Genomic DNA, 20,595 nt, shown 5'->3' on the forward strand with positions numbered 1-20,595 from the left:
CATGCCCGTGCATGGACAGCCCCAAACCGTGCGGAAAGCCGTGGTGGTCGGCGGCAACAGGATTCCGTTCGCCCGCACCGGCGGCGCGTACACCAAGTCGTCCAACCAGGACATGCTCACGGCGGCCCTGGACGGGCTGATCGCACGCTTCGGCCTGCAGGAGGAGCGCATCGGCGAAGTGGCCGCGGGCGCCGTCCTGAAGCACTCCCGGGACTTCAACCTGACGCGGGAAGCAGTGCTGGGCTCGGCACTGTCACCGGAAACGCCCGCCTACGACCTGCAGCAGGCCTGCGCCACAGGCCTGGAAACAGTGCTGGGCCTGGCCAACAAGATCAGGCTCGGACAGCTCGAGTCCGCCATCGCAGGCGGCGTGGACTCCGCCTCGGATGCGCCCATTGCCGTTAGCGAAGGGCTCCGCGGGGTGCTGCTGGACCTCAACCGCGCCAAGACGCTCCCGCAGCGGCTCCAGGTCCTCGCCCGCCTGCGCCCCAAGGACCTCGCCCCGGACGCCCCGAACACCGGCGAGCCCAGGACCGGCCTGTCCATGGGCGAGCACCAGGCCCTGACCACGGCCCAGTGGAACATCTCCCGCGAGGCCCAGGACGAGCTCGCCCTCAGCAGCCACCGGAATCTCGCCGCCGCCTACGATGCCGGGTTCTTCGATGATCTGCTCACGCCGTACCGTGGCCTCACCCGGGACTCCAACCTCCGTCCCGACACGAGTCTCGAGAAGCTGGCGTCGCTGAAGCCTGTGTTCGGCCGGAACCTCGGCTCGGAGGCCACCATGACGGCGGGCAACTCCACGCCGCTGACGGACGGTGCCTCCACGGTGCTGCTCGCCTCCGAGGACTGGGCCGACCGGCACGACCTCCCCAAGCTCGCCACCGTGCTGGACGGCGAGGCCGCCGCCGTGGATTTCGTCCACGGCAGGGACGGGCTGCTCATGGCGCCGGTCTTCGCCGTCCCGCGCCTTCTGGCGCGCAACGGTCTCACCCTGGACGACGTCGACTACTTCGAGATCCACGAAGCGTTCGCCGGGACGGTGCTAAGCACGCTCGCCGCCTGGGAGGACGAAAAGTTCGGCCGCGAGCGCCTCGGGCTGGATGGGCCCTTCGGCAAGGTCGACCGCTCCAGGCTGAACGTCAACGGATCATCCCTGGCAGCCGGGCACCCGTTCGCCGCCACGGGCGGGCGCATCGTGGCCACGCTCGCGAAAATGCTGCACGCGAAGGGGAATGTTGGCGGGCGTCCCGCTCTGGGACTCGTATCCGTTTGCGCGGCCGGCGGCCAGGGCGTCGTGGCGCTGCTCGAAGCATACTCTGCTGAAAACACGCCGGGGGACACCGATGACTGACACCTACGCAAGGCTGGTTAGCCGCGGCTTCGGACGGGACCTGGCCCGGAAACTCGGCCTGCCGCAGCCGGCCGAGCTGCGGCGCTACCAGCCGGACCAGCCGCTCATCGACGGGCCGGTCCTGGTTGGCGGCTCGGGGCCGGGTGCGGACGGGGTCGCTGCGGCGCTGCTGTCGTGGGAACTCGATGTCCGCCGCCACGCTGTTCCCAAGGAAAAGCTCGGCGGAATCGTGCTGGTTCTCGACGCGATTGAGGCCCCGACCGACCTGGAGCGGCCGGTCCTGGCGGCTGCGCCGTCTCTTCGAGACCTTGCCCCTGGCGGACGGGTGGTGACTGTCTCGCGCGTGCCCGGCGGCGCGCCGGCCACGGCAGCCGCCAGGCAAGGCGTGGACGGGCTACTGCGCTCCCTGGCCAAGGAACTGCGAGCAGGCGCCACCGGCAACGGCATCCTGCTGGCTGCGGACGTCAGCCCCACCGCCCCGTCGGCTTTGGGGGCCCTGCGGTTCTTCCTCTCCGGCCGGTCCGCCTTCGTGGACGGCCAGTTCGTCCGCGTCAGTTCGGCCGAAGGTGTGCTGCCCGGCGACGCCGACACACCGCTCGCCGGGAAGGTCGCGGTCGTCACGGGCGCGGCCCGGGGGATCGGTGCGGCCATCGCCCGCACGCTGCACCGTGACGGCGCCACCGTTGTGGCGGTGGACGTTCCCGCAGCCGGGGACCACCTGGCGGAGGTCGCCAACGGTATCCGCGGGACCGCGCTGCAGCTGGACATCACGCGCGAGGACGCCGGGCAACGAATCATCGACCATGCCGTGCAGCGGCACGGCCGGCTCGACATCGTGGTCCACAATGCCGGCATCACCCGGGACAAGCTGCTGGTCAACATGGACCAGTCCCGCTGGGGTTCGGTTATCGACGTGAACATCGCCGCCCAGCTCCGCATCAATGAGGCGCTCCTTGCCTCCGAGCATTTCCGTTCCGCTCCACGGATAGTTTCGGTGGCCTCCACAAGCGGGATCGCCGGCAACCGCGGGCAGACCAACTATGCGGCGTCCAAGGGCGGGGTCATGGGCATGGTCCGGGCCACCGCACCCCTGCTGGCACCGTACGGCGGTTCGATCAATGCCGTGGCGCCCGGATTCATCGAAACCGAGATGACGGCGCGGATTCCCTCTGCCACCCGGGAAATTGCACGGCGGCTGAACTCTTTGCAGCAGGGCGGGCAGCCGGGGGACGTTGCCGAGGCCATTTCGTTTCTCGCGGGCGATTCCGCCGGCGGCATTTCCGGAGAGGTGCTGAGGGTGTGCGGACAGAACCTGGTGGGGGCATGACCGCCGGCCAGCCCCTGATCCTGGGGGAGATGCCGTCCCTCTCCAAGCTGTACGTGAACGCCGCGGCCACGGCGGCCCGCCGCCGGATCCTCGGCTCGCCTGCTGCCTCCGTGCTGCCCGCCGCGAGTCACGAAGTCAGGGAAGTCCGGCCCGACGTCGAAAACCTGACGGCGTACCAGCACCTGCTGGGTGAGACCGCCAGTGACGTGCTGCCCGCCGGGTTCATCCATGCTCTGGCGTTTCCCGTGGCTATGAGCGTCATGAACCGTGACGATTTCCCGCTGCCCCTGCTGGGGATGATCCATCTGCGGAACGTGATTGAGTACCGCCGGCCGGTCAGGTTCACCGAGGCCCTAGACATTGTGGCCAGGGCCGAAACGCTCCGGGCGCACCGCGCGGGAACGCAGCTGGACATCGTGGCAGAGGTCCGCGCATCCGGTGAGGGCGACGTCTGCTGGAGCGGCGTGTCCACCTACCTTGCCAGGGGCGTGTTCCTGCCCGGCATCGACAAAGCCTCGGCAGCAGCCGCGCAGCAGGCTTTTTCTGCCCCGGATCCCACCGCGCTCTGGCAGCTGGGCGTGGACACCGGCCGCGCCTACGCTGCCGTGTCGGGGGACTTCAACCCGATCCACCTCAGTGTTCTCTCCGCCAAGGCGCTGGGCCTGCGCAGGTCCATCGCCCACGGCATGTACCTGGCGTCGAGGGCGCTGGCGGATGTGGGCGCGGTCAAAGGCGACGCCTTCCGCTGGGACGTGGGCTTTGAAGCCCCGGTTTTCCTGCCTTCACGGCTGGCACTGGCCATTTCGACGGCGGAGTCCGGAGAAGGCGGCTGGCGGCGGTCCGACTATATGGCCTGGAGCCCGCGGTCCGGCCGGAAACACTTCAGCGGATCGGTGGCGGCGCTGTAGTCCTATCGATGTAGCCGCGGCACTTGAGCGTCACCGATGTAGCCGCTGCGGCCGGGCTAGCTGCCGTTCGGGTCGGCCACGCGGAGGATGCGGTGCAGGCTCAGCAGGATTGATCCTGCGGCGCTCGGCGTTCCTGCCCCGGCATCTTCAGAGGCGGTGCGGTCCTCAAGGGAGGCGACCGCCGCGCGGGCCGACTCGAAGAGTTCGGCCTGCCGGTCGTCGTCGTCCTCCTCCGCCGAACGGAGCACCGCGCCCACGGCGCCGAGCGCCTCCGCGAGCGGCTCACTGTACGGGAGCGGAATGATGAACGGCATGTCTTCGTTCCAGATGACGTCAGCGAGCACCTCGGTCATGTCCTGGATGTGGAAGGTGATCTGTTCCAGTTCGCGGACTGTGCGGTAGTCCTTGTCCACATCGCGCGGATGGAAGCGGCGCCGCGGGTTGGCGGCCCTGCTCGCGTCAGCCTTCTGCACGGCAGCCCGGACCGAGCGGGCCGACTGGGCCAGCTCCTCCGAGCGGCTCGACCAGTCCTCGTGTTCCGGCGGCCATTTCTCGTGCATGGCCGCCCCCATGTCCTCCAGCTGGCGGGCCAGCGACAGCCTTAACTCCGCGAGGCTTAGGGCGGCAGCGTTGAAGTGCAGCGGCGGAAACACCAGCAGGTTGACGGCAATGCCGACGGCGACGCCCACGCCCATCTGCAGCAGGTAGCCGAAGGAAAAATCATCAGGGTTCTGTCCGCCCACCAGCAGTACCAGCAGGGCCGCCGTCGGAATCCAGTCGCGGCCCGCGCCCAGGCGCGGCAGTCCGGCCAGAAGGACGCCGAGTGCCATGACAGCTGCAACGGAAAGCGGTGTGGCCCCTAAACTGATCAGAACAAACGCCAGGGCAATGCCGGCCGCCAGGCCCACGAGGGTCTGCAGCCCCTGCCGCATCGACCCGGACACGTTCTCATACATGGCCACGAGTGCACCGAGCGGAGCGTAGTACGCGTAGTGGGCGGCAGCCGCCGGCATGAGGGGCGCTATCCAGAACGCGATGCCCGCTGCCAGTCCCGCCTTCGCAGCAAGCTGAAGGCGCGGCGCGGCGAGGGCGCGCGCAACGCTGGTGCCCACTGAATGCCAGATCTTCCGCGGCAGGGTATTCCGTGCCATTTTTTCTTCAGCCATGGCCGTGCAGGCTAGGCGGCCCCGTGCCCGGCAGCCACTTCCTCGCCGGCCTTCACCGGTCCCGGCGGAGTGCCCTCGCCGAAGGGGCTGCCTCCCAGGGACTCCCGCCCGTGTGCGGTAAGCCAACCGGACAGATCAGGGCCCGCGGGGACAATCTGGGTGGGGTTGATGTCCTCGTGGACTATGTAATAGTGCTCCTTGATCTGCACGAAGTCGGTGGTGTCCCCGAAGCCGGGCGTCTGGAACAGGTCCCGCGCGTAGGCCCACAGGCCCGGCATTTCGCTGAGCTTGTTCCGGTTGCACTTGAAGTGGCCGTGGTACACGGCATCGAAGCGCGCAAGGGTGGTGAAGAGCCTGACGTCCGCCTCGGTGATGGAGTCACCCACCAGGTATCTCTGGCCGGCAAGCCGTTCCTCAAGCCAGTCCATGGCGTTCCACAGCCGGCTGTAGGCAGCATCGTAGGCTTCCTGGGATCCGGCGAAGCCGCACCGGTAGACGCCGTTGTTGACCTCGGCGAAGACACGCCTGTTGACGCTGTCGATTTCACCGCGCAGGTGCTCCGGGTACAACTGCGGCGCACCCGGGCGGTGGAACTCGGTCCATTCCGTGGAGAAGTCCAGCGTGATCTGGGCGTAGTTGTTTGTCACCACCGCGCCGCTGGCGATGTCCACCACCGCCGGAACGGTAATTCCGCGGGGATAGTCCGCGAAGCGGCGGAAGTAGGCGTCCTGCAGCCGCTCGATGCCCAGCACCGGGTCCTTGCCGTCCGCATCCAGGTCAAAGCGCCAGGACCGGGCATCGTGGGTGGGGCCGGGCTGGCCGAGGCTGATGGCCTCCTCGAGTCCCAGGAGCCTGCGGACAATGACGGTGCGGTTGGCCCACGGGCAGGCGCGCGCGGCTATCAGCCGGTAGCGGCCCGGCTCCGCCGGCCAGCCGGGTTCACCGTTCGGGCCGGGAGTGCCATCCCGGGTGATGCGGTCCTCGATGTAATTGGTGTCCCGGTTGAAGTCGCCGCCGGTGACGTACGCGCCCTTGGTGCTGTGCGGTTCCGCGCTCTGCAGTTCTGTGCTGCGGGGCTCCGCGCTGTGGAATTCCGTGCTCTGGGATTCCGCGGCGTGGCGTCCCCTGCCGTGTGCTTCGACTGTGCTGGTCTTCTCACTCATGGCTCCACACTATGTTGCCGCCCCAAAGACCCGCGACATCGGCTGCCAGGCAACCAGCCAGCAGGCTGCCACCACCAGGGAGAACAGGGCGATCCAGACGCCGGAGGGCACAGCAGTGGCGCGGTAGAGGATGTAGGCATCGGAGGACCGCAACTGGTCACGGCGGCGGAGGTGGACATTGGTCAGCTTGAGCAGGTCCCGGACGGCAGCGACGAGGAGCGCCACGCCGAGGATGATGGCCACGTGGCCGGTGAAGGCGGCGGGCACGTTAATGATCATGGCCGCCACCGCTACCACCGCCCCCAGGAGGATGAGCACGCCGGCGGCGTTGCGGATGAAGATCAGTGAGGCCAGCAGGATCAGCAGCCCGGCGGACAGTGCGGCCGGGCCCCAGCCGGTGAAGCCCGCCCACACCAGGGCGGCGCCGGTCACGCCGGGAACGGGATAGCCCCAGAAGCCTGACCACACGGCGGCGGCGCGTCCCCGGGTGTAGGACGTGGTGGTGCCGCCGTGGTTCAGCTGCAGCCGGATGCCGCCCAGCCGCTGGCCGCTGGTCAGGGCGGCAAAGGCATGGCCCAGTTCGTGGGTCACAGTGGCGAGCAAACCAAAGTAGCGCCATGTAACGCGGGGGACGGAAAGCACCGCGGCGATGAGCACGACGGCCAGGAGCTCGGTGACCGAGACTGAGGGAACAGCGGTCTGGGTGAATCCGGCAACCACCCGGTCCCACCATTGTTCGGGCAGGGACGGGCCGGGGACTTGCACATAAACCATAGGAACCAAGGCTACAGCGGCATTGCCTTTCGGGCCCCGCTCACAGTCCGGGCAGAGCCGGCGGATCCTCCGTCAGTGACGAAGCGTCGTCAGGGACCACCAGATGCAGCATGCTCTCCACGGGGGCTTCGCCCATCGCGACAAGGAGCTCATTGATCGACATCTGCCCGGCAAGCTCACCGGGATGTTCCTCTTCCATACATAGAACATATGTGCGAAGGCCGCCGGCAGCGGAGAAGGACACGCGGCAACACCCGATCCCGGGCGGTTCGTGGTCCCAGGCGGTTCGTGGTCCTGGGCGCTGCGGGGTCCTAGGCATTGCCACGCGGCCGGGTCCACGATTGAGGTACACACACTCCCGAGAGAAGGAAGCCATGGCCACGCTGAAGGAACGCCTGCACGGGGACGTCGTTGCACATCTGAAAGAGCACAACAAAGTGGCCCTGGGAACCGTGCGCAGCGTCCTGGGTGAGATCGAGACCCGGGAGAAATCCGGCAAAGCGCCCGTGGAGCTGGACGACGCGCAGGTGACGGCACTGCTGCAGAAGGAGGCCACCAAACGGCGCGACACAGCCCGCATCTACACGGAAGCGGGGGAATCGGAGCGGGCAGCCGCGGAAGTCGCCGAGGCCGAGGTTATTGAGGCCTATCTGCCGAAAGCCCTCTCCGCCGCCGAGGTGGAGGGCATCGTGGACGAAGTCATTGAGGGTTTGCGGGCGGACGGCGCGGAGCTGTCCGTGCGGCACATGGGCGCCGTGATGAAACCGGTGACGGCCCGCGTGGCAGGCCGTTTCGACGGAAAGGCCGTGAGCGACATCGTCCGGCAGCGCCTCAGCTGAGCACGCTCTGGCGTACATGCGTCGGGCCAGGGAAATCCCCGGCTAGTCAGCATTCCCGGCAATCGACACTGCCCTGCAATGGGAGGACGATAAAGGTACACCAACTGTTAGGAGGTCGGTGATGTGCTATTCATCGTGTGAGGGATGGCGGAATTACAGGAAAGAAGCGGCCAAGGAGGCCGAGGGGCGTCCGGAAGCAAGGCCGGCCGAGACCCCGGAACCCCAGGTGCAGGCAGAGGAAAGCAGGATGTGGGCCTACCTCGCCCGGCTGGAGGAGGCCGCTGACCGCGAGCCTGACCGCATCCGCGAGAACGCGTAGGCACAAAGAAGAAAGGCCCCGCCGGTGCGGGGCCTTTCCTTCTGCTGGCGGCCAGCTGTTGGCGACCCCTGCGCGGGCTATTGCTACCGGAGACCTGCTGCGATGTCCTGGCCGATCCGATGCAGCAAGGCCGCGGAGAGGCCGGGGTCCTTGGCAGAGTCCCGATCCGTGTACTCCACCAGCGTGTAGACCCGGCTCAGCGCCATCTCGGCCCAGCGCTCCCTGGGAAGAAGCGACCTGCCGGCCACCGCGATGATGGGGCGGCCACCTGAGCGCCGGGCGACGGCGGCAGGCAGTTTGCCGGCCAGCGTCTGTTCGTCGATGCTTCCCTCGCCGGTAATGACGACGTCGCAGCTGTCCTTGCGGGCATCGAAGTCCAGCAGGTCCAGGAAGTAGTCGGCGCCCGACACCTGCGTTGCCCCCAGCAGCAGGCAGGCGTAGCCGAGCCCTCCGGCGCTTCCGGCCCCTGCGTGCCCCGCGAGGGCGGTGGCGCCGGGGACGCCTGCCTCCGACAGCTTCTCCACGAGGTGCTTGAGGCCGTCATCGAGGACCTCGATCTCCCTGGGTCCGGCGCCTTTTTGCGGTCCGAAGACCGCAGGAGCCCCTTGCGGTCCAAGCAGCGGATTGTGTACGTCGCTGGCCATGATGAGTTCGGTGCCGGCGAGTTCCGGGAAGTCGGTCCGCTGGATGGAGTGGATCTGGTCGAGGGTCCTGCCGTTGCCGTCCAGTTGCCGTCCCTGGGCGTCGAGGAACCGGTAGCCCAGGGCGGTGAGCATTCCCATGCCGCCGTCGGTGCTTGCGCTTCCGCCCAATGCCAGCACGATCCGGGCGGGCTTGAGGCTGAGGGCGAGCAGGACCGCTTCCCCGAAGCCGCGGCTGGAGGAGTTCAGCGGTTCCAGTTTTCCCCCCGGCAGGAGTGCCAGGCCGCAGGTGTTGGCGACCTCGACGACGGCGGTGGTGCCGTCGAACGCGATGCTGGCCTGGACGTGCTGACCGGTGGGTCCGGCGACCGTGTACGTGCGCCGGGTGAAGCCGGAGGCGACGGCGGCGTCTACGCTGCCGTCACCTCCGTCGGCGAGTGGAAGGAGTTCGCAGTGGACCGTCCCGGTTCCTGCTCCGGGTGCGGAGCGGAGCCCTGCTGCCAGGGCGTCCGCTACTTCGCCGGCGGTGAGGCTGCCTTTGAATTTATCGGGTGCGATGAGGGTCCGCACGATTTTCGGGGCGGTTGCGTTGTTCATCTCAGATGGTTTCCGAGTAGACGTGGCGGCGGTCGTCCTTGGTCGGCGGGTCGGCGTAGGCGGGTCCTGCGTGCTTGGGGTCAGTTGCCTTGGGCGTGTGGTGGCCGTACTCGGTCAGGTCATCGTCGATGCCGGTGACCTCGTCGAGGTGGATCGGGTCCTCGTTGGGCAGGGGCTCGACGGTTTCGCCGGCAAACACCCGGCGGACACGGTCCGCGTCCAGGGTGCGGTCCCACCAGGCGATGAACAGTGTGGCGACGGCGTTGCCGGTGAAGTTCACCAGGGCCCGGCATTCGGACATGAACTTGTCGATGCCGAAGATGAGCATGATCCCGGCGGCCGGGATCGTGCCGATGGTGGCCAAAGTCGCGGTGAGGGCGATGAAGCCACCGCCGGCGACGCCTGCTGCGCCCTTGGAGGTCAGCAGCATGACGGTGATCAGGCCCAACTGCTGGCCGATGCTCAGGTTCGTGTTCGTGGCCTGGGCGATGTAGACGGCGGCCAGCGAAAGGTAAATGGCGGCGCCGTCGAGGTTGAAGCTGTAGCCGGTAGGCACTACGAGGCCGACGGTTTCCTTCTTCACGCCTGCGTGCTCGAGCTTGCGCATCAGGCCCGGCAGGGCCGGTTCGGCGGTGGAGGTGCCCAGGATGAGCATGTATTCCTCTTTGAGGTGGCGGATCATCGTGAAGATGTTCAGCCTCAGGAAGGCCATGACCGATCCGAGGACCACGACGACGAACAGGATCGAGGTGATGTAGAAGAGGGCGATCAGCCCGCCCATGCTGGTGAGGGAGGAGACGCCGTACTTGCCGACAGCGAAGGCCATCGCACCGAAGGCACCGATCGGGGCGGCCTTCATGATGAAGCCCAGGATCTTGAACATGACCCCCGTCAGGCGCTGCACGCCGTCCAGGACGGGCGCGCCGACCTTGCCCATGGCGTTTAGGGCGATGCCGAAGACCACGGCGATGAAGATGATCTGGAGGATGTCCCCTTCGACGAAGGGCCCGATGATGCTGGTGGGGATGATGTGGGTCAGGAACTGCCACCATTCCTGATGCTGGCCGGCGTCGATGAGCTTCGCTGCGGAATCGGAGGTCTTGATCGTGCTGGCATTGGCGTTGACGCCGTCGCCGAGGCGGAAGATGTTGATTGCGACCAGGCCGAAGAGCAAGGCGAAGATCGTGCCGATCTGGAAGTACGTTAGGGCCTTCAGCCCGGTCATCCCGACCTTTTTGAGGTCAGCGACGCTGGCGATGCCGCCGACGATGGTCAGGAACACGATCGGGCCGATCAGCATTCTCATCGCATTGACGAACGTGGTGCCGATGGGTTCCATGGCGATGCCCGTGGATGGCGCGAGCCAGCCGACGAGGATGCCGACAAGAATGGCGGTCAGTACCCAGAAATACAGCTGGCGGTACCAGCGGGTCTTTGTTGCCCGGGTCTTCGGAGCCGGTGCTGTCTTGCCGGCAGTGGTGATGTGGTCCATGATTCCTACCTCATTGTGGAATGTCTCTGGAGAAGGTTAAAGGGTGGGGAGCTGAGCAACGACGGCGGCCGGCGGCCGCCGTCGTACGCTTCAGTGGCTGGCTAGACGGCGGCCAGGGTGTGCGTGAGGGCCTTGATGATCGCCTCGGTGACGTCGTCGGTGCTGGCGTCGCCCCCGACGTCGCGGGTCAGGTGGCCGGATCCCGTGGCTTGCTCAATGGCGCCTTCCACGCGGCGGGCCTCCTCATGCAGCCCGAAGTGGTCCAGCATCAGGGCGGCACTGGCGATCGCGCCGATCGGGTTGCTGATGCCCTTGCCGGCGATGTCGGGCGCGGAGCCATGCACCGGTTCGAACATGGACGGGAAGCGGCGTTCCGGGTTCAGGTTGGCGCTCGCGGCCAGGCCCAGGCTGCCGGCGAGAGCCGAGCCCAGATCCGAAAGGATGTCGGCGTTCAGGTTCGAGGCCACTACGACGGACAGGTCCTCGGGCTTGAGGATGAACTTCGCGCTCATGGCATCGACCAGGACGCTTTCGGTCTGCACGTCCGGGTAGTCCAGAGCCACGCGGTTGAAGACTTCGTCCCAGAGGACCATGCCGTACTGCTGGGCGTTGGACTTGGTGACCGAGGAAACCTTCTTCACCGTGCGGGTCCGGGCGAGGTCGAAGGCGAAGCGCATGATGCGCTCACAGCCCTTTTCGGTGAACAGGGCGGTCTGCAGGGCAACCTCGTTGCCGGGGCCGCGGCCGCTCAGGTTGCGTCCGCCCAGGCCGGCGTATTCGCCTTCGCTGTTCTCGCGGACCACGATCCAGTCGAGTTCGGTGTTGTCCGCCTTCCGCAGCGGGGACTGGACGCCGGGGAGGAACTTGACCGGGCGGATGTTGGCCCACTGGTCGAAGTTCTGCGTGATGTTCAGGCGCAGGCCCCACAGGCTGATGTGGTCCGGAACGTTTTCCCAGCCGACGGCGCCGAAGTAGATGGCGTCGAAGTCCTTCAGGGCCTCCAGGCCGTTGGGGTCCATCATCTGGCCGGTCTTTTCGTAGTAGCCGCAGCCCCAGGGGAACTCGGTCCACTGGAAGGCGAACTTGCCGTCTGAGTTCTTTGCCAGGGCGTCCAGGACGCGGCGGCCTGCGGAGACGACTTCCTTGCCGACGCCGTCTGCGGGGATGGATGCGATGCTGAATGTCTGGGTGGCGCTCATGCCGACCTCCTCGTTGAGTGTGTTTGCAGCGTCACGCTGCCCTTCCTCTTCAAGTAGACGGGTGGGCGGCTGTCCGCGTCCAAGACTTAGTTTCGATAGGGCAGATAGGTTCTGCCTATCAGTAGCCTCCATCGGTTGATCCCCACCGGCCGTTATGGGCGTCCACAACGGTGGCCACCGAGGATCAGTTTTCGGTGTGTTGCGCGGCAACTTCCAGGAACGCGCGGGCAGCGGGGGTCAGGCCGTCTTTCCTGCTCAGGATGGCCACGTCCAGGTGCGACACCGGCTCGATCTGCACGGTACGCAGTCCCGCCTTGTGCGCGGTCGGCGCCCAGGAGGACGGCATGACCGCGTGTCCGACGGCGGCCAGGACCAGGGGCAGGATGGAGGTCCGGTGTGCTACCTCGACGACGATTTCGGCTTTGACGCCGTGGGCCAGTGCGTCGTCCACGAGCCAGCGCATCAGCGATCCGCGCTGGCTGGCGATCAGCCGGTGGCCACCAAGGTCCTCCCGGTGAATGGTGCTCCCGGCGGGGAACGTGTCAGCCTGCGGGTTGACGATGAGGATCAGCGGCTGCCGTTCGAGGTCCAGGACGTTGACGCCCGGGACCCGGATAGGGCTGGAGGAGCCGGCCAGGCCAATCTCGGTGCTGCCGCTGCGGACCGACTCGATGACCTCCTCCGGTGTGAAGGCGGCGCCGACGTTAAGGCGGACTTCCGGATGCAGCCCGGTAAAGGCGGCGATCATCGACGTGAGCGGCTCGATGCCGGGGGAGGGCATGGTGATGATGTCCAGGCGGCCGCTCCGCAAGCCGCGGAGTGACTGCACGGCGGACTGCGCAGCGTCCAGGTCCCGCATCACCAGGCGGGCCGGGCCGACGAGTTCCTTGCCAGCCTCGCTGAGGACGGCCCGCCGGCCGATGCGGTGGAACAGCGGCACGCCCAGGTCCTTCTCCAGGCCGGCTATGGTTTGGGACAGGGACGGCTGGGCGATGAGTAAGTGCTCCGCCGCGCGGTTGAATCCGTCGTGGTCGACCACCGCCAGGAAATACTTCAGCTTCCGCGTGTCCACGCAACTCCTTCGCCGGTCCGGTCCGCTGTTTGCCGCGAGTTTGGGCCCCAGCTTTGCAGTGGCTTTGCGGCGCGGAGGCCAGCCGAGGCACTGATAGCCTACGCCTATCAGCTGCCGCGGGCCGTGATTCGGTAACCTGCCACGGCGCCGGAGAATTGCCCGAACTCGACCCGCACCAGCCGTGCCTGGATCGGGCCGCGCGTCAGCTCGACCGCCTGCTCAGTGACCTCACCGCAGTCGAAGGAGGTATCCAGGGCCTCGGAGCCACCCTGGCTTTCCTGGTGGATACTCAGCTGCGCGTCCGGGGCGCCAATGCAGGCGAAGCTCACTGTATAGCGGCCGGCCGCCGGTACCTGTCCCGTCCTGGAGGAGCCCATGGACTGGCCGCCGACAAGTGCGGAGACCGCCAGGATGAGTCCCGCGGCCGGTGACCTGCCAAAGAGTTGGGCCAGTGCGGCGCGGTTGCTGGAGATGCGGGCCGCCAGACCGGGGTCCTCAGCCGGACGCGGCGCGCGGACCGTGGCGGGTGACACGGTGGCCGGTGACTCGGCAACCGCCGGGGTGTCGCGCTCGGTTGCGTATTCGCAGCCGGCGAGGCTGCCGGACGCGAGCAGGCCCACCAGCAAAATCCGTGCGTGCCGTGTTCCCCCAAAACCTGACATGCGTCGAGCCTATGCGAGCCGGCCGCGGGCGCAAGCACGCGAGGGCTGTCAACGCGCCGGTGGATCTGCTGGCATACTCTGAGCATGGCCGTCACCTTCGAACGCACCTCACGGACATCCATGGGGATGACCGAGCTGTTTGACCTCTCCCGCAGCATCGACGCCCACAAGGATTCGATGGCCAGCTCCCGGGAGGAAGCCATCGGAGGCATCACGTCCGGGCTCATGTCTCTGGGGCAGGAGGTGACCTGGCGCGCCTGGCACTTCGGACTGCCGATAAGGATGACAAGCCGGATTACGGAGATGCAGGCGCCGCACTACTTCGTTGACGAACAGGTCAGGGGGCCGTTCCTCCGCTTTCGCCACGTCCACGAATTCAGTGAAGACCGGGCCGGAACTGTCATGGTGGACCGGATCGACTTTGCGGCGCCGTTCGGGCCCCTGGGACTCGTGGCGGAGAAACTCTTCCTGGGCCGCCACCTCCGGAGGCTCATCGATATCCGTAACCTTCACCTGACCGCCGTCGCGCGCACTAAGTGACGCTCAGGCGGTAAATTGCGCCCATCATGGCCGATGCACCACTAACCTCATCCCGCCGACTTCACGGCGGACAGAAGGCTCCGGGTCCGGCCAGGCGGGCGGCGATGTTGATGATTGTTTCGGCGGGTTTGGCGTTTCACGAAGCCCAGCATGCGGGTTCAGGTTCAGATCCACTCTGAGGTGACCGGGGAAGAACGTTTCGGCTGCCAGATAGGTGCTCACGGCGCGGCTCCATTGCGTTTGCCGTAGCGCCCCCCAAACGTCTAGCAGAATGATGGTCCTCGCGAGGGGACACGTCAATGGCCTGCAATGAGCTCCGCGGCCCGGACCAGCTCTTCCTCGAGATTGTAGAAGTGGGTCGCCAGCCGGATGCTGCCGGCCCGGACGGACACCACAGCGTTCGCACGGCGGAGCCGCGCCAGAACGGCATCAGGATCGCTCACCGGAACGGAGATGATGGTGGAGCGGTGCGGGGCGGGGAAGGACCGGAAGCTGATGCCTTCCGCTTCCAGCGCAGCCTGCAGGTGGAGGGCAAGCCGGGCGTTTCGTTCGAGGACCGCGCTGACCCCATACCGCCGGAAAATGCGGAGCGCCGCCTGGTCGGCCAACGCCGGAAACCACGCCAACGAAGCGTCCAGCTTGGACGCCGTCGGTGACAGGTCCATGGCCGGACCAAGAAAGCTTTCGAACGGCATCCGGGCGGCCTTCCAGCCCGGCAGGACGGGTTGAAGGCGGTCGAGCAGCCCGGGGCGGACATAGAGGTATCCCATGCCCCGGGACCCGAGCAGGAATTTGTGGCTGGCGGTGGCCAGGAAATCAACGCCGTCGCGCTCCACGTCGATGGGAATGGCGCCGGCCGCCTGGCAGGCGTCAACGAAAAACCAGGCGCCCGAGCCGGCTGCAATGCGGCTGATCGAGGGCAGATCTGCCCGGAATCCGGTGGCGGGATGCACGGCGCTGACGGCGATGAGCCGGGTGCCGCCGTCGGCCGCCTCACTGAACGCCTCGGCCTGCACGACGTCGCCGTCGGGAGCCACGGCACGCACCTCGTAGCCACGTTCCCGGAGCAGGAGCCAGGGGTAGTAGTTCGAGGCGAATTCGCTCTCGGCCACCACAATGTTCTCCCCGCTCCTGGCGGGCGGCAGGTTGGCGGCCACGATCCCGGCAGCGGTGCTCACTGCCGGGACGATGGCAATATCCGCCGTTGCGGCTCCGATGATCTCCGCGAACATGCCGCGGGCGTCCTCACCCGCCTGTTCTGCCTCGAGCCAGTCGAACCGCCCGTTGGACCAGCGCTCCAGAGCCTGTTCGTATGCTTCCCTGGCTGGGGCACAGCCGGCGCACATGGTGGCGGTGTTGAGGTAGATGGTGTCTTTGAGCCCCGGGAAGAGCGTGCGGATGTCGCTGACGTTCATAGCGTGGACCACCATGCCACCGCGATTCCGTTAGGCCACCGGGGACTGTCCGCCGGGTTCCACGAAGCGCCGGGTCCGTTCGATCTCGGCGACCTTCGGGTCGGTTTCGTCAGCGCCGTAGTCGGACGGCCGCGTCTTGTCCTCTCCCTGCGGGACGTTCAGCGCGCGCATCACCAGCGTCAGCACGACGGCGACAATCAGGTTGAGCGCGAACGCGGTCACTGCGATGTATGCCGAGAAATCAGTCCCCGGGATGGGGGCAGTTGAGCCGCCGAAGTGTGCGTGCGTGACGGGATTGACGACGTTATAGGCAGAGGCGGTGCCGAAGGCTATGCCCACGGCCCACCCGGCCAGCAGCGCCCACCGGTCAAACCAGCGGGTGTACAGGCCGGCGACGACGGCGGGGAAAGTCTGCAGAATCCAGATGCCGCCCAGCAGCTGCATGTTGATGGCCGCGGACTGGTCCATGGCGATCACAAACACCAGGGCACCGACCTTCACCACCAGGGAGACGATCTTGGACACCTTCGCCTCCGTCTTGGGGTCCGCATCGGGGCGGAGGAAGTCCCGGTAGATATTGCGCGTGAACATGTTCGCCGCGGCGATGGACATGATCGCGGCGGGCACCAGCGCCCCGATGGCGATGGCCGCCAGAGCCACCCCTGCGAACCACGCGGGGAAGTGGTCCAGGAACAGCTGCGGGACCACGAGCTGGGGGTTGACCGACCCGTTCAGGTCGATCGGCCTGGTGCCGGCCTTGATGGCCACGAAACCCAGCAGCGCGAGGAATCCCAGCATAAGCGAGTACAGCGGCAGGATTGCGGCGTTGCGCCGGATCGTGTTGCGGCCCTTGGACGCAAGCACGCCGGTGATGGAGTGCGGGTACATGAACAGCGCCATGGCCGACCCGAGCGCCAGCGTCCAGTAGGCCGAGTAGTTGGCGGCCGACGGGATGAACACCCCGGCGGGCTTGCCCGTCGCGTCGTTCACGGTGTCGAGCTTCGTCTTCGCCGCTCCGAAGATCGCGTCCCATCCACCGAACTTGATCGGCAGGTAGATGACCGCAACGATCACGGCAAGGTAGATCAGCAGGTCCTTGACGACGGCGATCATCGCCGGCGCCCGCAACCCTGAGGTATAGGTGTACGCAGCCAGGACGACGAACGCCAGAATGAGCGGCAGGTCCGTCAGCAGCACGTTCTCGGAACTGCCCAGGCCAAGGACAGTAAGCACTGCCTTGATGCCCACCAGCTGCAGAGCGATGTACGGCATGGTTGCCACAATGCCGGTGAGGGCAACGGCGAGCGACAGCCACCGGCTGCCGTAGCGGCCGCCCACGAAATCCGCCGAGGTGACGTAGCCGTGGCGGTGGGACACCGACCACAGCCGGCTCATGATGATGAAGATGATCGGGTAGAGGACGATCGTGTAGGGCACCGCGAAGAAACCGCTGACGGCGCCCGTGGCCCACATCGCCGCGGGAACCGCAACGAAGGTGTAGGCGGTATAGAGGTCGCCGCCCAGCAGGAACCACGTGATCCACGTCCCGAAGCCGCGTCCGCCCAGCCCCCACTCATCGAGGCTGTGCAGTCCCTCAGTCGCCCCCGTCCGGCGCCACCTGGCCGCCAGGAAGCCCATGACGGCCACAATGACGAAGAGCAGCACCACGATGATGAGGGCCACCCAGTTGATCTCGCGCCCGTTCATGGCCGTTCATCCCCGTCCGCCGCGTCGCCGGCCAGGCCGGCAGTCCCTAGGCCGCCTGCGCGGGCCACCGCCCGCCGTCGCCGGTCCTCCGTGGTGACCAGCCAGTACGCCACGGTGCTGAGTGCGGCGGAAATGGGAACCCAAAGCAGCTGGTACCAGTAGAAGAACGGCATGCCGGCAAGGGTCGGGGCATTGAAGGAGTATGTCTGCGGCATCAATGGGAGAATGATCGCCAAGGAAAGCAGTACCCCGGCGATGACGTACGGCACGCGGCGCGCCGGGCCGCGGGTAGCTGTGTTGCGGGTTGGCTGTCCGGTGCCCGGGGGAGCCCCTAAGACGGGGCGATGTTCCGGGTCAGGACGATCTTGATGGGACACCCCACGACCTCCTTGTCAGCCCGTCTCCCGCGCTCCGGCCTTGCGCGGAGCGGTGAGGCGGAGGTTACAACCGTTGCCCTCCAGTTCCTTTGTACGCCCGTACGGCCCGCTCGGGAAGAGAGTGGATCCTGCTGTCACGGTGAGTAAAGGATCCGACTCTTTTGGTCAGGCGCCGGTACGTTCAGCGGATATGAGCAGAAACAACAAAACCCCGGGAATCCTTTGGATTCCCGGGGTTTTCCCTTTGTGCGCGGAGGGGGACTTGAACCCCCACCCCCTTTCGAGGACTAGCACCTCAAGCTAGCGCGTCTGCCATTCCGCCACCCGCGCAGGTGGTATTCCGAAGGACCGTGTCCGCCTTTCAGCGGTTCGCATCTCTCCGAAGCAGCGAGAAAAACTCTAACACGAACTTTCGGGAAAGATGGAATCGAGTCGACTGGGTAGGCTGATCCTGGGTGTTGCGGCAGCCAAAAGCCGCCGCAACCCGCATGAATCCGCGTTTCGCCCACTACAAGGAGTGATCAATGTCTCACGTTCGGCCAGAGGATGAAGTTGTCACCATCTGTCAGGAGCTCATCCGCATCGATTCATCCAACTACGGGGATGGCTCGGGTCCCGGCGAACGTGCGGCGGCCGAATACACCGCCGGCCTGATCAGCGAAGTTGGACTGGACGCGGAAATCTTCGAATCGGAGCCCGGCCGGGCCAGCGTGGTCACCCGCATGGCGGGGGAGGACCCGTCAGCAAGCGCCCTCGTGGTCCACGGCCACCTGGACGTGGTGCCCGCCCTCCGCGAGCAATGGTCCGTGGACCCGTTCAGCGGCGAGCTCAAGGACGGGCTGATCTGGGGCCGCGGCGCCGTGGACATGAAGGACATGGACGCCATGATCCTGTCCGTGCTGCGCGACTTCGCCCGCACCGGGCGCAAGCCCAAACGGGACATTGTCTTTGCGTTCTTCGCCGACGAGGAGGCCGGCGGCGTGCACGGCGCCCAGTACGCGGTGAAGCACCGGCCCGAGCTGTTCGAGGGGGCAACGGAGGCCATCTCGGAAGTCGGCGGCTTTTCGACCACCATCGGCGGTCAGCGCACCTACCTGCTGCAGACGGCGGAAAAGGGCATCTCATGGCTGCGGCTCGTGGCCCACGGCCGCGCCGGCCACGGGTCCCAGATCAACACCGACAACGCCATCACCCGCCTCGCCGGCGCGGTGACGCGCATCGGTGAGTACCAGTGGCCCATCGAACTTACTGCCACCACGCGCCAGTTCCTGGACGGCGTGACGGAACTGACCGGCGTCGAGTTCGACCCCGACAACCCCGAACGGCTGCTGAAGGAACTCGGTACGGTGGCCCGCTTTGTCGGCGCCACGCTGCAGAACACGTCCAACCCCACGCTCCTGGCCGGCGGCTACAAGCACAACGTCATCCCGGAATCTGCCGAGGCCCTCGTGGACTGCCGGACGCTCCCCGGCCAGCAGGACCAGGTTCTGGAGATTGTCCGTGAGCTGGCCGGCAGCGGCGTGGACGTCAGCTACGTGCATAACGACGTCTCCCTGGAGGTGCCGTTCTCCGGGAACCTGGTCGATTCGATGATCGACGCCCTGCACTCCGAGGACCCCGGCGCCAAGGTCCTGCCGTACACGCTGTCCGGCGGAACGGACAACAAGTCCCTGTCCAAGCTCGGTATCACTGGCTACGGCTTCGCGCCCCTGCAGCTGCCGGACGACCTCGACTTCACCGGCATGTTCCACGGGGTTGACGAGCGGGTCCCGGCGGAATCGCTGAAGTTCGGCGCACGCGTCCTGAACACGCTGCTCACCAACTACTGAGGATCCCCATGGGCCCCCAAGCACCCCTTGACCAGACTTCCATGGGCCCCGAACAGCTGCTGCCAGACCAGCTGCTCGAGCGGATCAGGGGGAGGGCCGCGGAGTACGACCAGCAGAACCGCTTTTTCACCGAGGACCTTGAGGACCTCGCCGCCGCCGGGCATCTGAAGCTTTTCGTCCCGGAGTCCGGCGGCGGGGCGGGCCTCGGCCTGGAGGCTGCGGTCCGCTGCCAGCAGAGGCTGGCGACGGCGGCCCCCGCCACCGCGCTGGCCATCAACATGCATCTGGTCTGGACAGGGGTAGCGCGCGTGCTGGCCGAACGCGGAGACCCGTCCCTGGAGTTCGTTCTGCAGGAGGCAGCGCAGGGGGAGATCTTCGCCTTCGGGAACTCAGAGGCCGGCAACGACTCTGTCCTTTTCGATTCGCTGACGGAGGCCACGCCGCTGCCGGACGGCGGTTACTCGTTCACGGGCACCAAGATCTTCACGAGCCTCTCGCCGGCCTGGACACGCCTGGGCATCTTCGGCAAGGACCCTGCTGCCCGGGACGGCGAGGGGGAACTCGTGCACGGCTTCCTCCGGCGGGACACGGCCGGCTACCGGATCCTGGATGACTGGGACGCGTTGGGCATGCGCGCCAGCCAGTCCAGCACCACCATCCTGGACGGCGCAGTTGTCCCGCCCGGCCGCATCTTCCGGAAGCTGCCGGTGGGGCCCAACGCGGATCCGCTGATCTTCGCGATCTTCGCGTGCTTCGAGACCCTGCTTGCCGGGGTCTACGCAGGCATCGGCGAGCGGGCTCTGGTCCTGGCGGTGGAAGCCGCCAGGCGCCGGACATCATTCAAGAACGGCGGCAGGAGCCTGGCCCAGGACCCTGACATCCGCTGGAAGGTAGCCGAGGCAGCGCTGGCCATGGACGCCCTGTACCCGCAGCTCTCAGTGGTGGCCGGCGACGTCGACCGCCTGGCGGACCACGGCAGCCAGTGGTTTCCGAAGCTCGTGGGCGTCAAGATACGGGCGACCGAAACGGCGCGGGCGGTGGTGGACCTTGCCATCCGGGTCTCCGGCGGCTCCAGCTACTTCAGGGGCTCAGAACTGGAGCGCCTGTACCGAGACGTGCTGGCCGGCATGTTCCACCCCTCGGATGACGAGTCGGCGCACAATACCGTGGCCAACGCCTGGCTGGGTCCGCTCGAGGAATAAAGCGGGCAGCGC

At 66.9% G+C, this 20,595-nt stretch carries 20 protein-coding genes and 1 tRNA gene; 8 read left to right on the forward strand and 13 right to left on the reverse strand.

Going from position 1 to position 20,595, the window contains the following annotated elements; all coding sequences use genetic code 11:
* Position 1 precedes the first annotated feature (1 nt).
* From AC1DFE_RS08815 to AC1DFE_RS08825, 3 genes are read left to right on the forward strand one after another with little or no spacing between them, the layout of a single operon-like run.
* Positions 2–1,354 (forward strand): acetyl-CoA C-acetyltransferase, encoded by a 1,353-nt coding sequence (locus AC1DFE_RS08815; protein ID WP_476905514.1) that lies wholly within the window; start codon positions 2–4, stop codon positions 1,352–1,354.
* Positions 1,347–2,681: a 3-oxoacyl-ACP reductase gene (locus AC1DFE_RS08820; protein WP_476905515.1), complete on the forward strand. Its 1,335-nt coding sequence runs from the start codon at positions 1,347–1,349 to the stop codon at positions 2,679–2,681. The genes AC1DFE_RS08815 and AC1DFE_RS08820 overlap by 8 nt, the downstream gene beginning before the upstream one ends.
* On the forward strand, positions 2,678–3,589 hold the full coding sequence (locus tag AC1DFE_RS08825) for a MaoC family dehydratase (RefSeq protein ID WP_476905516.1): 912 nt from the start codon (positions 2,678–2,680) through the stop codon (positions 3,587–3,589). Before AC1DFE_RS08820 ends, AC1DFE_RS08825 begins: the two co-directional genes overlap by 4 nt.
* 56 nt (positions 3,590–3,645) lie before the next feature.
* Here the strand turns inward: AC1DFE_RS08825 and AC1DFE_RS08830 are convergent, their stop codons facing one another.
* Genes AC1DFE_RS08830 through AC1DFE_RS08845 form a run of 4 tightly spaced genes read right to left on the reverse strand, consistent with a single transcriptional unit; the run spans position 3,646 to position 6,891 of the window.
* Positions 3,646–4,740: an FUSC family protein gene (locus tag AC1DFE_RS08830; protein WP_476905517.1), complete on the reverse strand. Its 1,095-nt coding sequence runs from the start codon at positions 4,738–4,740 to the stop codon at positions 3,646–3,648.
* A 26-nt stretch (positions 4,741–4,766) separates the two neighbouring features.
* Positions 4,767–5,918 (reverse strand): glutathione S-transferase family protein, encoded by a 1,152-nt coding sequence (locus AC1DFE_RS08835; protein ID WP_476905518.1) that lies wholly within the window; start codon positions 5,916–5,918, stop codon positions 4,767–4,769.
* A gap of 9 nt (positions 5,919–5,927) precedes the next feature.
* Positions 5,928–6,692 (reverse strand): M50 family metallopeptidase, encoded by a 765-nt coding sequence (locus AC1DFE_RS08840; RefSeq protein WP_476905519.1) that lies wholly within the window; start codon positions 6,690–6,692, stop codon positions 5,928–5,930.
* A gap of 40 nt (positions 6,693–6,732) precedes the next feature.
* Positions 6,733–6,891 carry a hypothetical protein gene (locus AC1DFE_RS08845; RefSeq protein WP_476905520.1) on the reverse strand — a complete coding sequence of 53 codons (159 nt, stop codon included), beginning with the start codon at positions 6,889–6,891 and terminating at the stop codon, positions 6,733–6,735.
* A gap of 175 nt (positions 6,892–7,066) precedes the next feature.
* On the opposite strand from AC1DFE_RS08845, the gene AC1DFE_RS08850 reads away from it, so the two are divergent.
* Together AC1DFE_RS08850 and AC1DFE_RS08855 are read left to right on the forward strand one after the other, a co-directional pair.
* Positions 7,067–7,531 carry a GatB/YqeY domain-containing protein gene (locus AC1DFE_RS08850; RefSeq protein ID WP_476905521.1) on the forward strand — a complete coding sequence of 155 codons (465 nt, stop codon included), beginning with the start codon at positions 7,067–7,069 and terminating at the stop codon, positions 7,529–7,531.
* Between the two features lie 121 nt (positions 7,532–7,652).
* Positions 7,653–7,850, forward strand: coding sequence for a hypothetical protein (locus AC1DFE_RS08855; RefSeq protein WP_331568783.1), 198 nt, complete (start codon positions 7,653–7,655; stop codon positions 7,848–7,850).
* A gap of 83 nt (positions 7,851–7,933) precedes the next feature.
* On the opposite strand, the gene AC1DFE_RS08860 is transcribed toward AC1DFE_RS08855, so the two are convergent.
* The 5 genes from AC1DFE_RS08860 to AC1DFE_RS08880 form a co-directional block, all read right to left on the reverse strand.
* Positions 7,934–9,088, reverse strand: coding sequence for a glycerate kinase (locus AC1DFE_RS08860; RefSeq protein WP_476905522.1), 1,155 nt, complete (start codon positions 9,086–9,088; stop codon positions 7,934–7,936).
* Position 9,089: 1 nt separating this feature from the next.
* The gene (dctA, locus tag AC1DFE_RS08865; RefSeq protein WP_476905523.1) at positions 9,090–10,580 is read right to left on the reverse strand and encodes a C4-dicarboxylate transporter DctA; all 1,491 of its coding nucleotides are present in this window, start codon (positions 10,578–10,580) and stop codon (positions 9,090–9,092) included.
* 101 nt (positions 10,581–10,681) lie between these two features.
* Positions 10,682–11,779: a tartrate dehydrogenase gene (locus tag AC1DFE_RS08870; protein ID WP_476905524.1), complete on the reverse strand. Its 1,098-nt coding sequence runs from the start codon at positions 11,777–11,779 to the stop codon at positions 10,682–10,684.
* Positions 11,780–11,963: 184 nt separating this feature from the next.
* A complete protein-coding gene (locus AC1DFE_RS08875; RefSeq protein ID WP_476905525.1) occupies positions 11,964–12,851 on the reverse strand; it encodes a LysR family transcriptional regulator in 888 nt (295 codons plus the stop codon).
* A 107-nt stretch (positions 12,852–12,958) separates the two neighbouring features.
* On the reverse strand, positions 12,959–13,513 hold the full coding sequence (locus tag AC1DFE_RS08880) for a hypothetical protein (RefSeq protein WP_476905526.1): 555 nt from the start codon (positions 13,511–13,513) through the stop codon (positions 12,959–12,961).
* An 84-nt stretch (positions 13,514–13,597) separates the two neighbouring features.
* Between AC1DFE_RS08880 and AC1DFE_RS08885 the strand changes: the two genes are divergently transcribed.
* A complete protein-coding gene (locus AC1DFE_RS08885; protein ID WP_476905527.1) occupies positions 13,598–14,053 on the forward strand; it encodes an SRPBCC family protein in 456 nt (151 codons plus the stop codon).
* A 296-nt stretch (positions 14,054–14,349) separates the two neighbouring features.
* Here AC1DFE_RS08885 and AC1DFE_RS08890 read toward each other — a convergent pair whose 3' ends face one another.
* The 4 genes from AC1DFE_RS08890 to AC1DFE_RS08905 all read right to left on the reverse strand — a co-directional run bounded on the left by AC1DFE_RS08890 (position 14,350) and on the right by AC1DFE_RS08905 (position 17,882).
* The gene (locus tag AC1DFE_RS08890; RefSeq protein WP_476905528.1) at positions 14,350–15,483 is read right to left on the reverse strand and encodes an aminotransferase class V-fold PLP-dependent enzyme; all 1,134 of its coding nucleotides are present in this window, start codon (positions 15,481–15,483) and stop codon (positions 14,350–14,352) included.
* A 15-nt stretch (positions 15,484–15,498) separates the two neighbouring features.
* The gene (gene mctP, locus AC1DFE_RS08895) at positions 15,499–17,175 is read right to left on the reverse strand and encodes a monocarboxylate uptake permease MctP (protein WP_476905529.1); all 1,677 of its coding nucleotides are present in this window, start codon (positions 17,173–17,175) and stop codon (positions 15,499–15,501) included.
* Positions 17,172–17,552 (reverse strand): DUF3311 domain-containing protein, encoded by a 381-nt coding sequence (locus AC1DFE_RS08900; protein WP_476905530.1) that lies wholly within the window; start codon positions 17,550–17,552, stop codon positions 17,172–17,174. The genes mctP and AC1DFE_RS08900 overlap by 4 nt, the downstream gene beginning before the upstream one ends.
* A 247-nt stretch (positions 17,553–17,799) precedes the next feature.
* Positions 17,800–17,882: transfer RNA gene (locus tag AC1DFE_RS08905), tRNA-Leu, on the reverse strand.
* Positions 17,883–18,076: 194 nt separating this feature from the next.
* Here AC1DFE_RS08905 and AC1DFE_RS08910 point away from each other — a divergent pair.
* Both AC1DFE_RS08910 and AC1DFE_RS08915 read left to right on the forward strand, forming a co-directional pair.
* Positions 18,077–19,381 (forward strand): M20/M25/M40 family metallo-hydrolase, encoded by a 1,305-nt coding sequence (locus AC1DFE_RS08910; protein WP_476905531.1) that lies wholly within the window; start codon positions 18,077–18,079, stop codon positions 19,379–19,381.
* A gap of 41 nt (positions 19,382–19,422) precedes the next feature.
* Positions 19,423–20,583 (forward strand): acyl-CoA dehydrogenase family protein, encoded by a 1,161-nt coding sequence (locus tag AC1DFE_RS08915; protein WP_476905584.1) that lies wholly within the window; start codon positions 19,423–19,425, stop codon positions 20,581–20,583.
* Positions 20,584–20,595 lie beyond the last annotated feature (12 nt).

This window comes from Arthrobacter sp. 05T423, from assembly GCF_056396245.1.

Bases quoted from the DNA above. Each gene is read 5' to 3' on its own strand.
- AC1DFE_RS08815 (WP_476905514.1), top strand. From the start codon at position 2: ATGCCCGTGCATGGACAGCCCCAAACCGTGCGGAAAGCCGTGGTGGTC.
- AC1DFE_RS08820 (WP_476905515.1), top strand. From the start codon at position 1,347: ATGACTGACACCTACGCAAGGCTGGTTAGCCGCGGCTTCGGACGGGAC.
- AC1DFE_RS08825 (WP_476905516.1), top strand. From the start codon at position 2,678: ATGACCGCCGGCCAGCCCCTGATCCTGGGGGAGATGCCGTCCCTCTCC.
- AC1DFE_RS08830 (WP_476905517.1), bottom strand. From the start codon at position 4,740: ATGGCACGGAATACCCTGCCGCGGAAGATCTGGCATTCAGTGGGCACC.
- AC1DFE_RS08835 (WP_476905518.1), bottom strand. From the start codon at position 5,918: ATGAGTGAGAAGACCAGCACAGTCGAAGCACACGGCAGGGGACGCCAC.
- AC1DFE_RS08840 (WP_476905519.1), bottom strand. From the start codon at position 6,692: ATGGTTTATGTGCAAGTCCCCGGCCCGTCCCTGCCCGAACAATGGTGG.
- AC1DFE_RS08845 (WP_476905520.1), bottom strand. From the start codon at position 6,891: ATGGAAGAGGAACATCCCGGTGAGCTTGCCGGGCAGATGTCGATCAAT.
- AC1DFE_RS08850 (WP_476905521.1), top strand. From the start codon at position 7,067: ATGGCCACGCTGAAGGAACGCCTGCACGGGGACGTCGTTGCACATCTG.
- AC1DFE_RS08855 (WP_331568783.1), top strand. From the start codon at position 7,653: ATGTGCTATTCATCGTGTGAGGGATGGCGGAATTACAGGAAAGAAGCG.
- AC1DFE_RS08860 (WP_476905522.1), bottom strand. From the start codon at position 9,088: ATGAACAACGCAACCGCCCCGAAAATCGTGCGGACCCTCATCGCACCC.
- dctA (WP_476905523.1), bottom strand. From the start codon at position 10,580: ATGGACCACATCACCACTGCCGGCAAGACAGCACCGGCTCCGAAGACC.
- AC1DFE_RS08870 (WP_476905524.1), bottom strand. From the start codon at position 11,779: ATGAGCGCCACCCAGACATTCAGCATCGCATCCATCCCCGCAGACGGC.
- AC1DFE_RS08880 (WP_476905526.1), bottom strand. From the start codon at position 13,513: ATGTCAGGTTTTGGGGGAACACGGCACGCACGGATTTTGCTGGTGGGC.
- AC1DFE_RS08885 (WP_476905527.1), top strand. From the start codon at position 13,598: ATGGCCGTCACCTTCGAACGCACCTCACGGACATCCATGGGGATGACC.
- AC1DFE_RS08890 (WP_476905528.1), bottom strand. From the start codon at position 15,483: ATGGTGGTCCACGCTATGAACGTCAGCGACATCCGCACGCTCTTCCCG.
- mctP (WP_476905529.1), bottom strand. From the start codon at position 17,175: ATGAACGGGCGCGAGATCAACTGGGTGGCCCTCATCATCGTGGTGCTG.
- AC1DFE_RS08910 (WP_476905531.1), top strand. From the start codon at position 18,077: ATGTCTCACGTTCGGCCAGAGGATGAAGTTGTCACCATCTGTCAGGAG.
- AC1DFE_RS08915 (WP_476905584.1), top strand. From the start codon at position 19,423: ATGGGCCCCGAACAGCTGCTGCCAGACCAGCTGCTCGAGCGGATCAGG.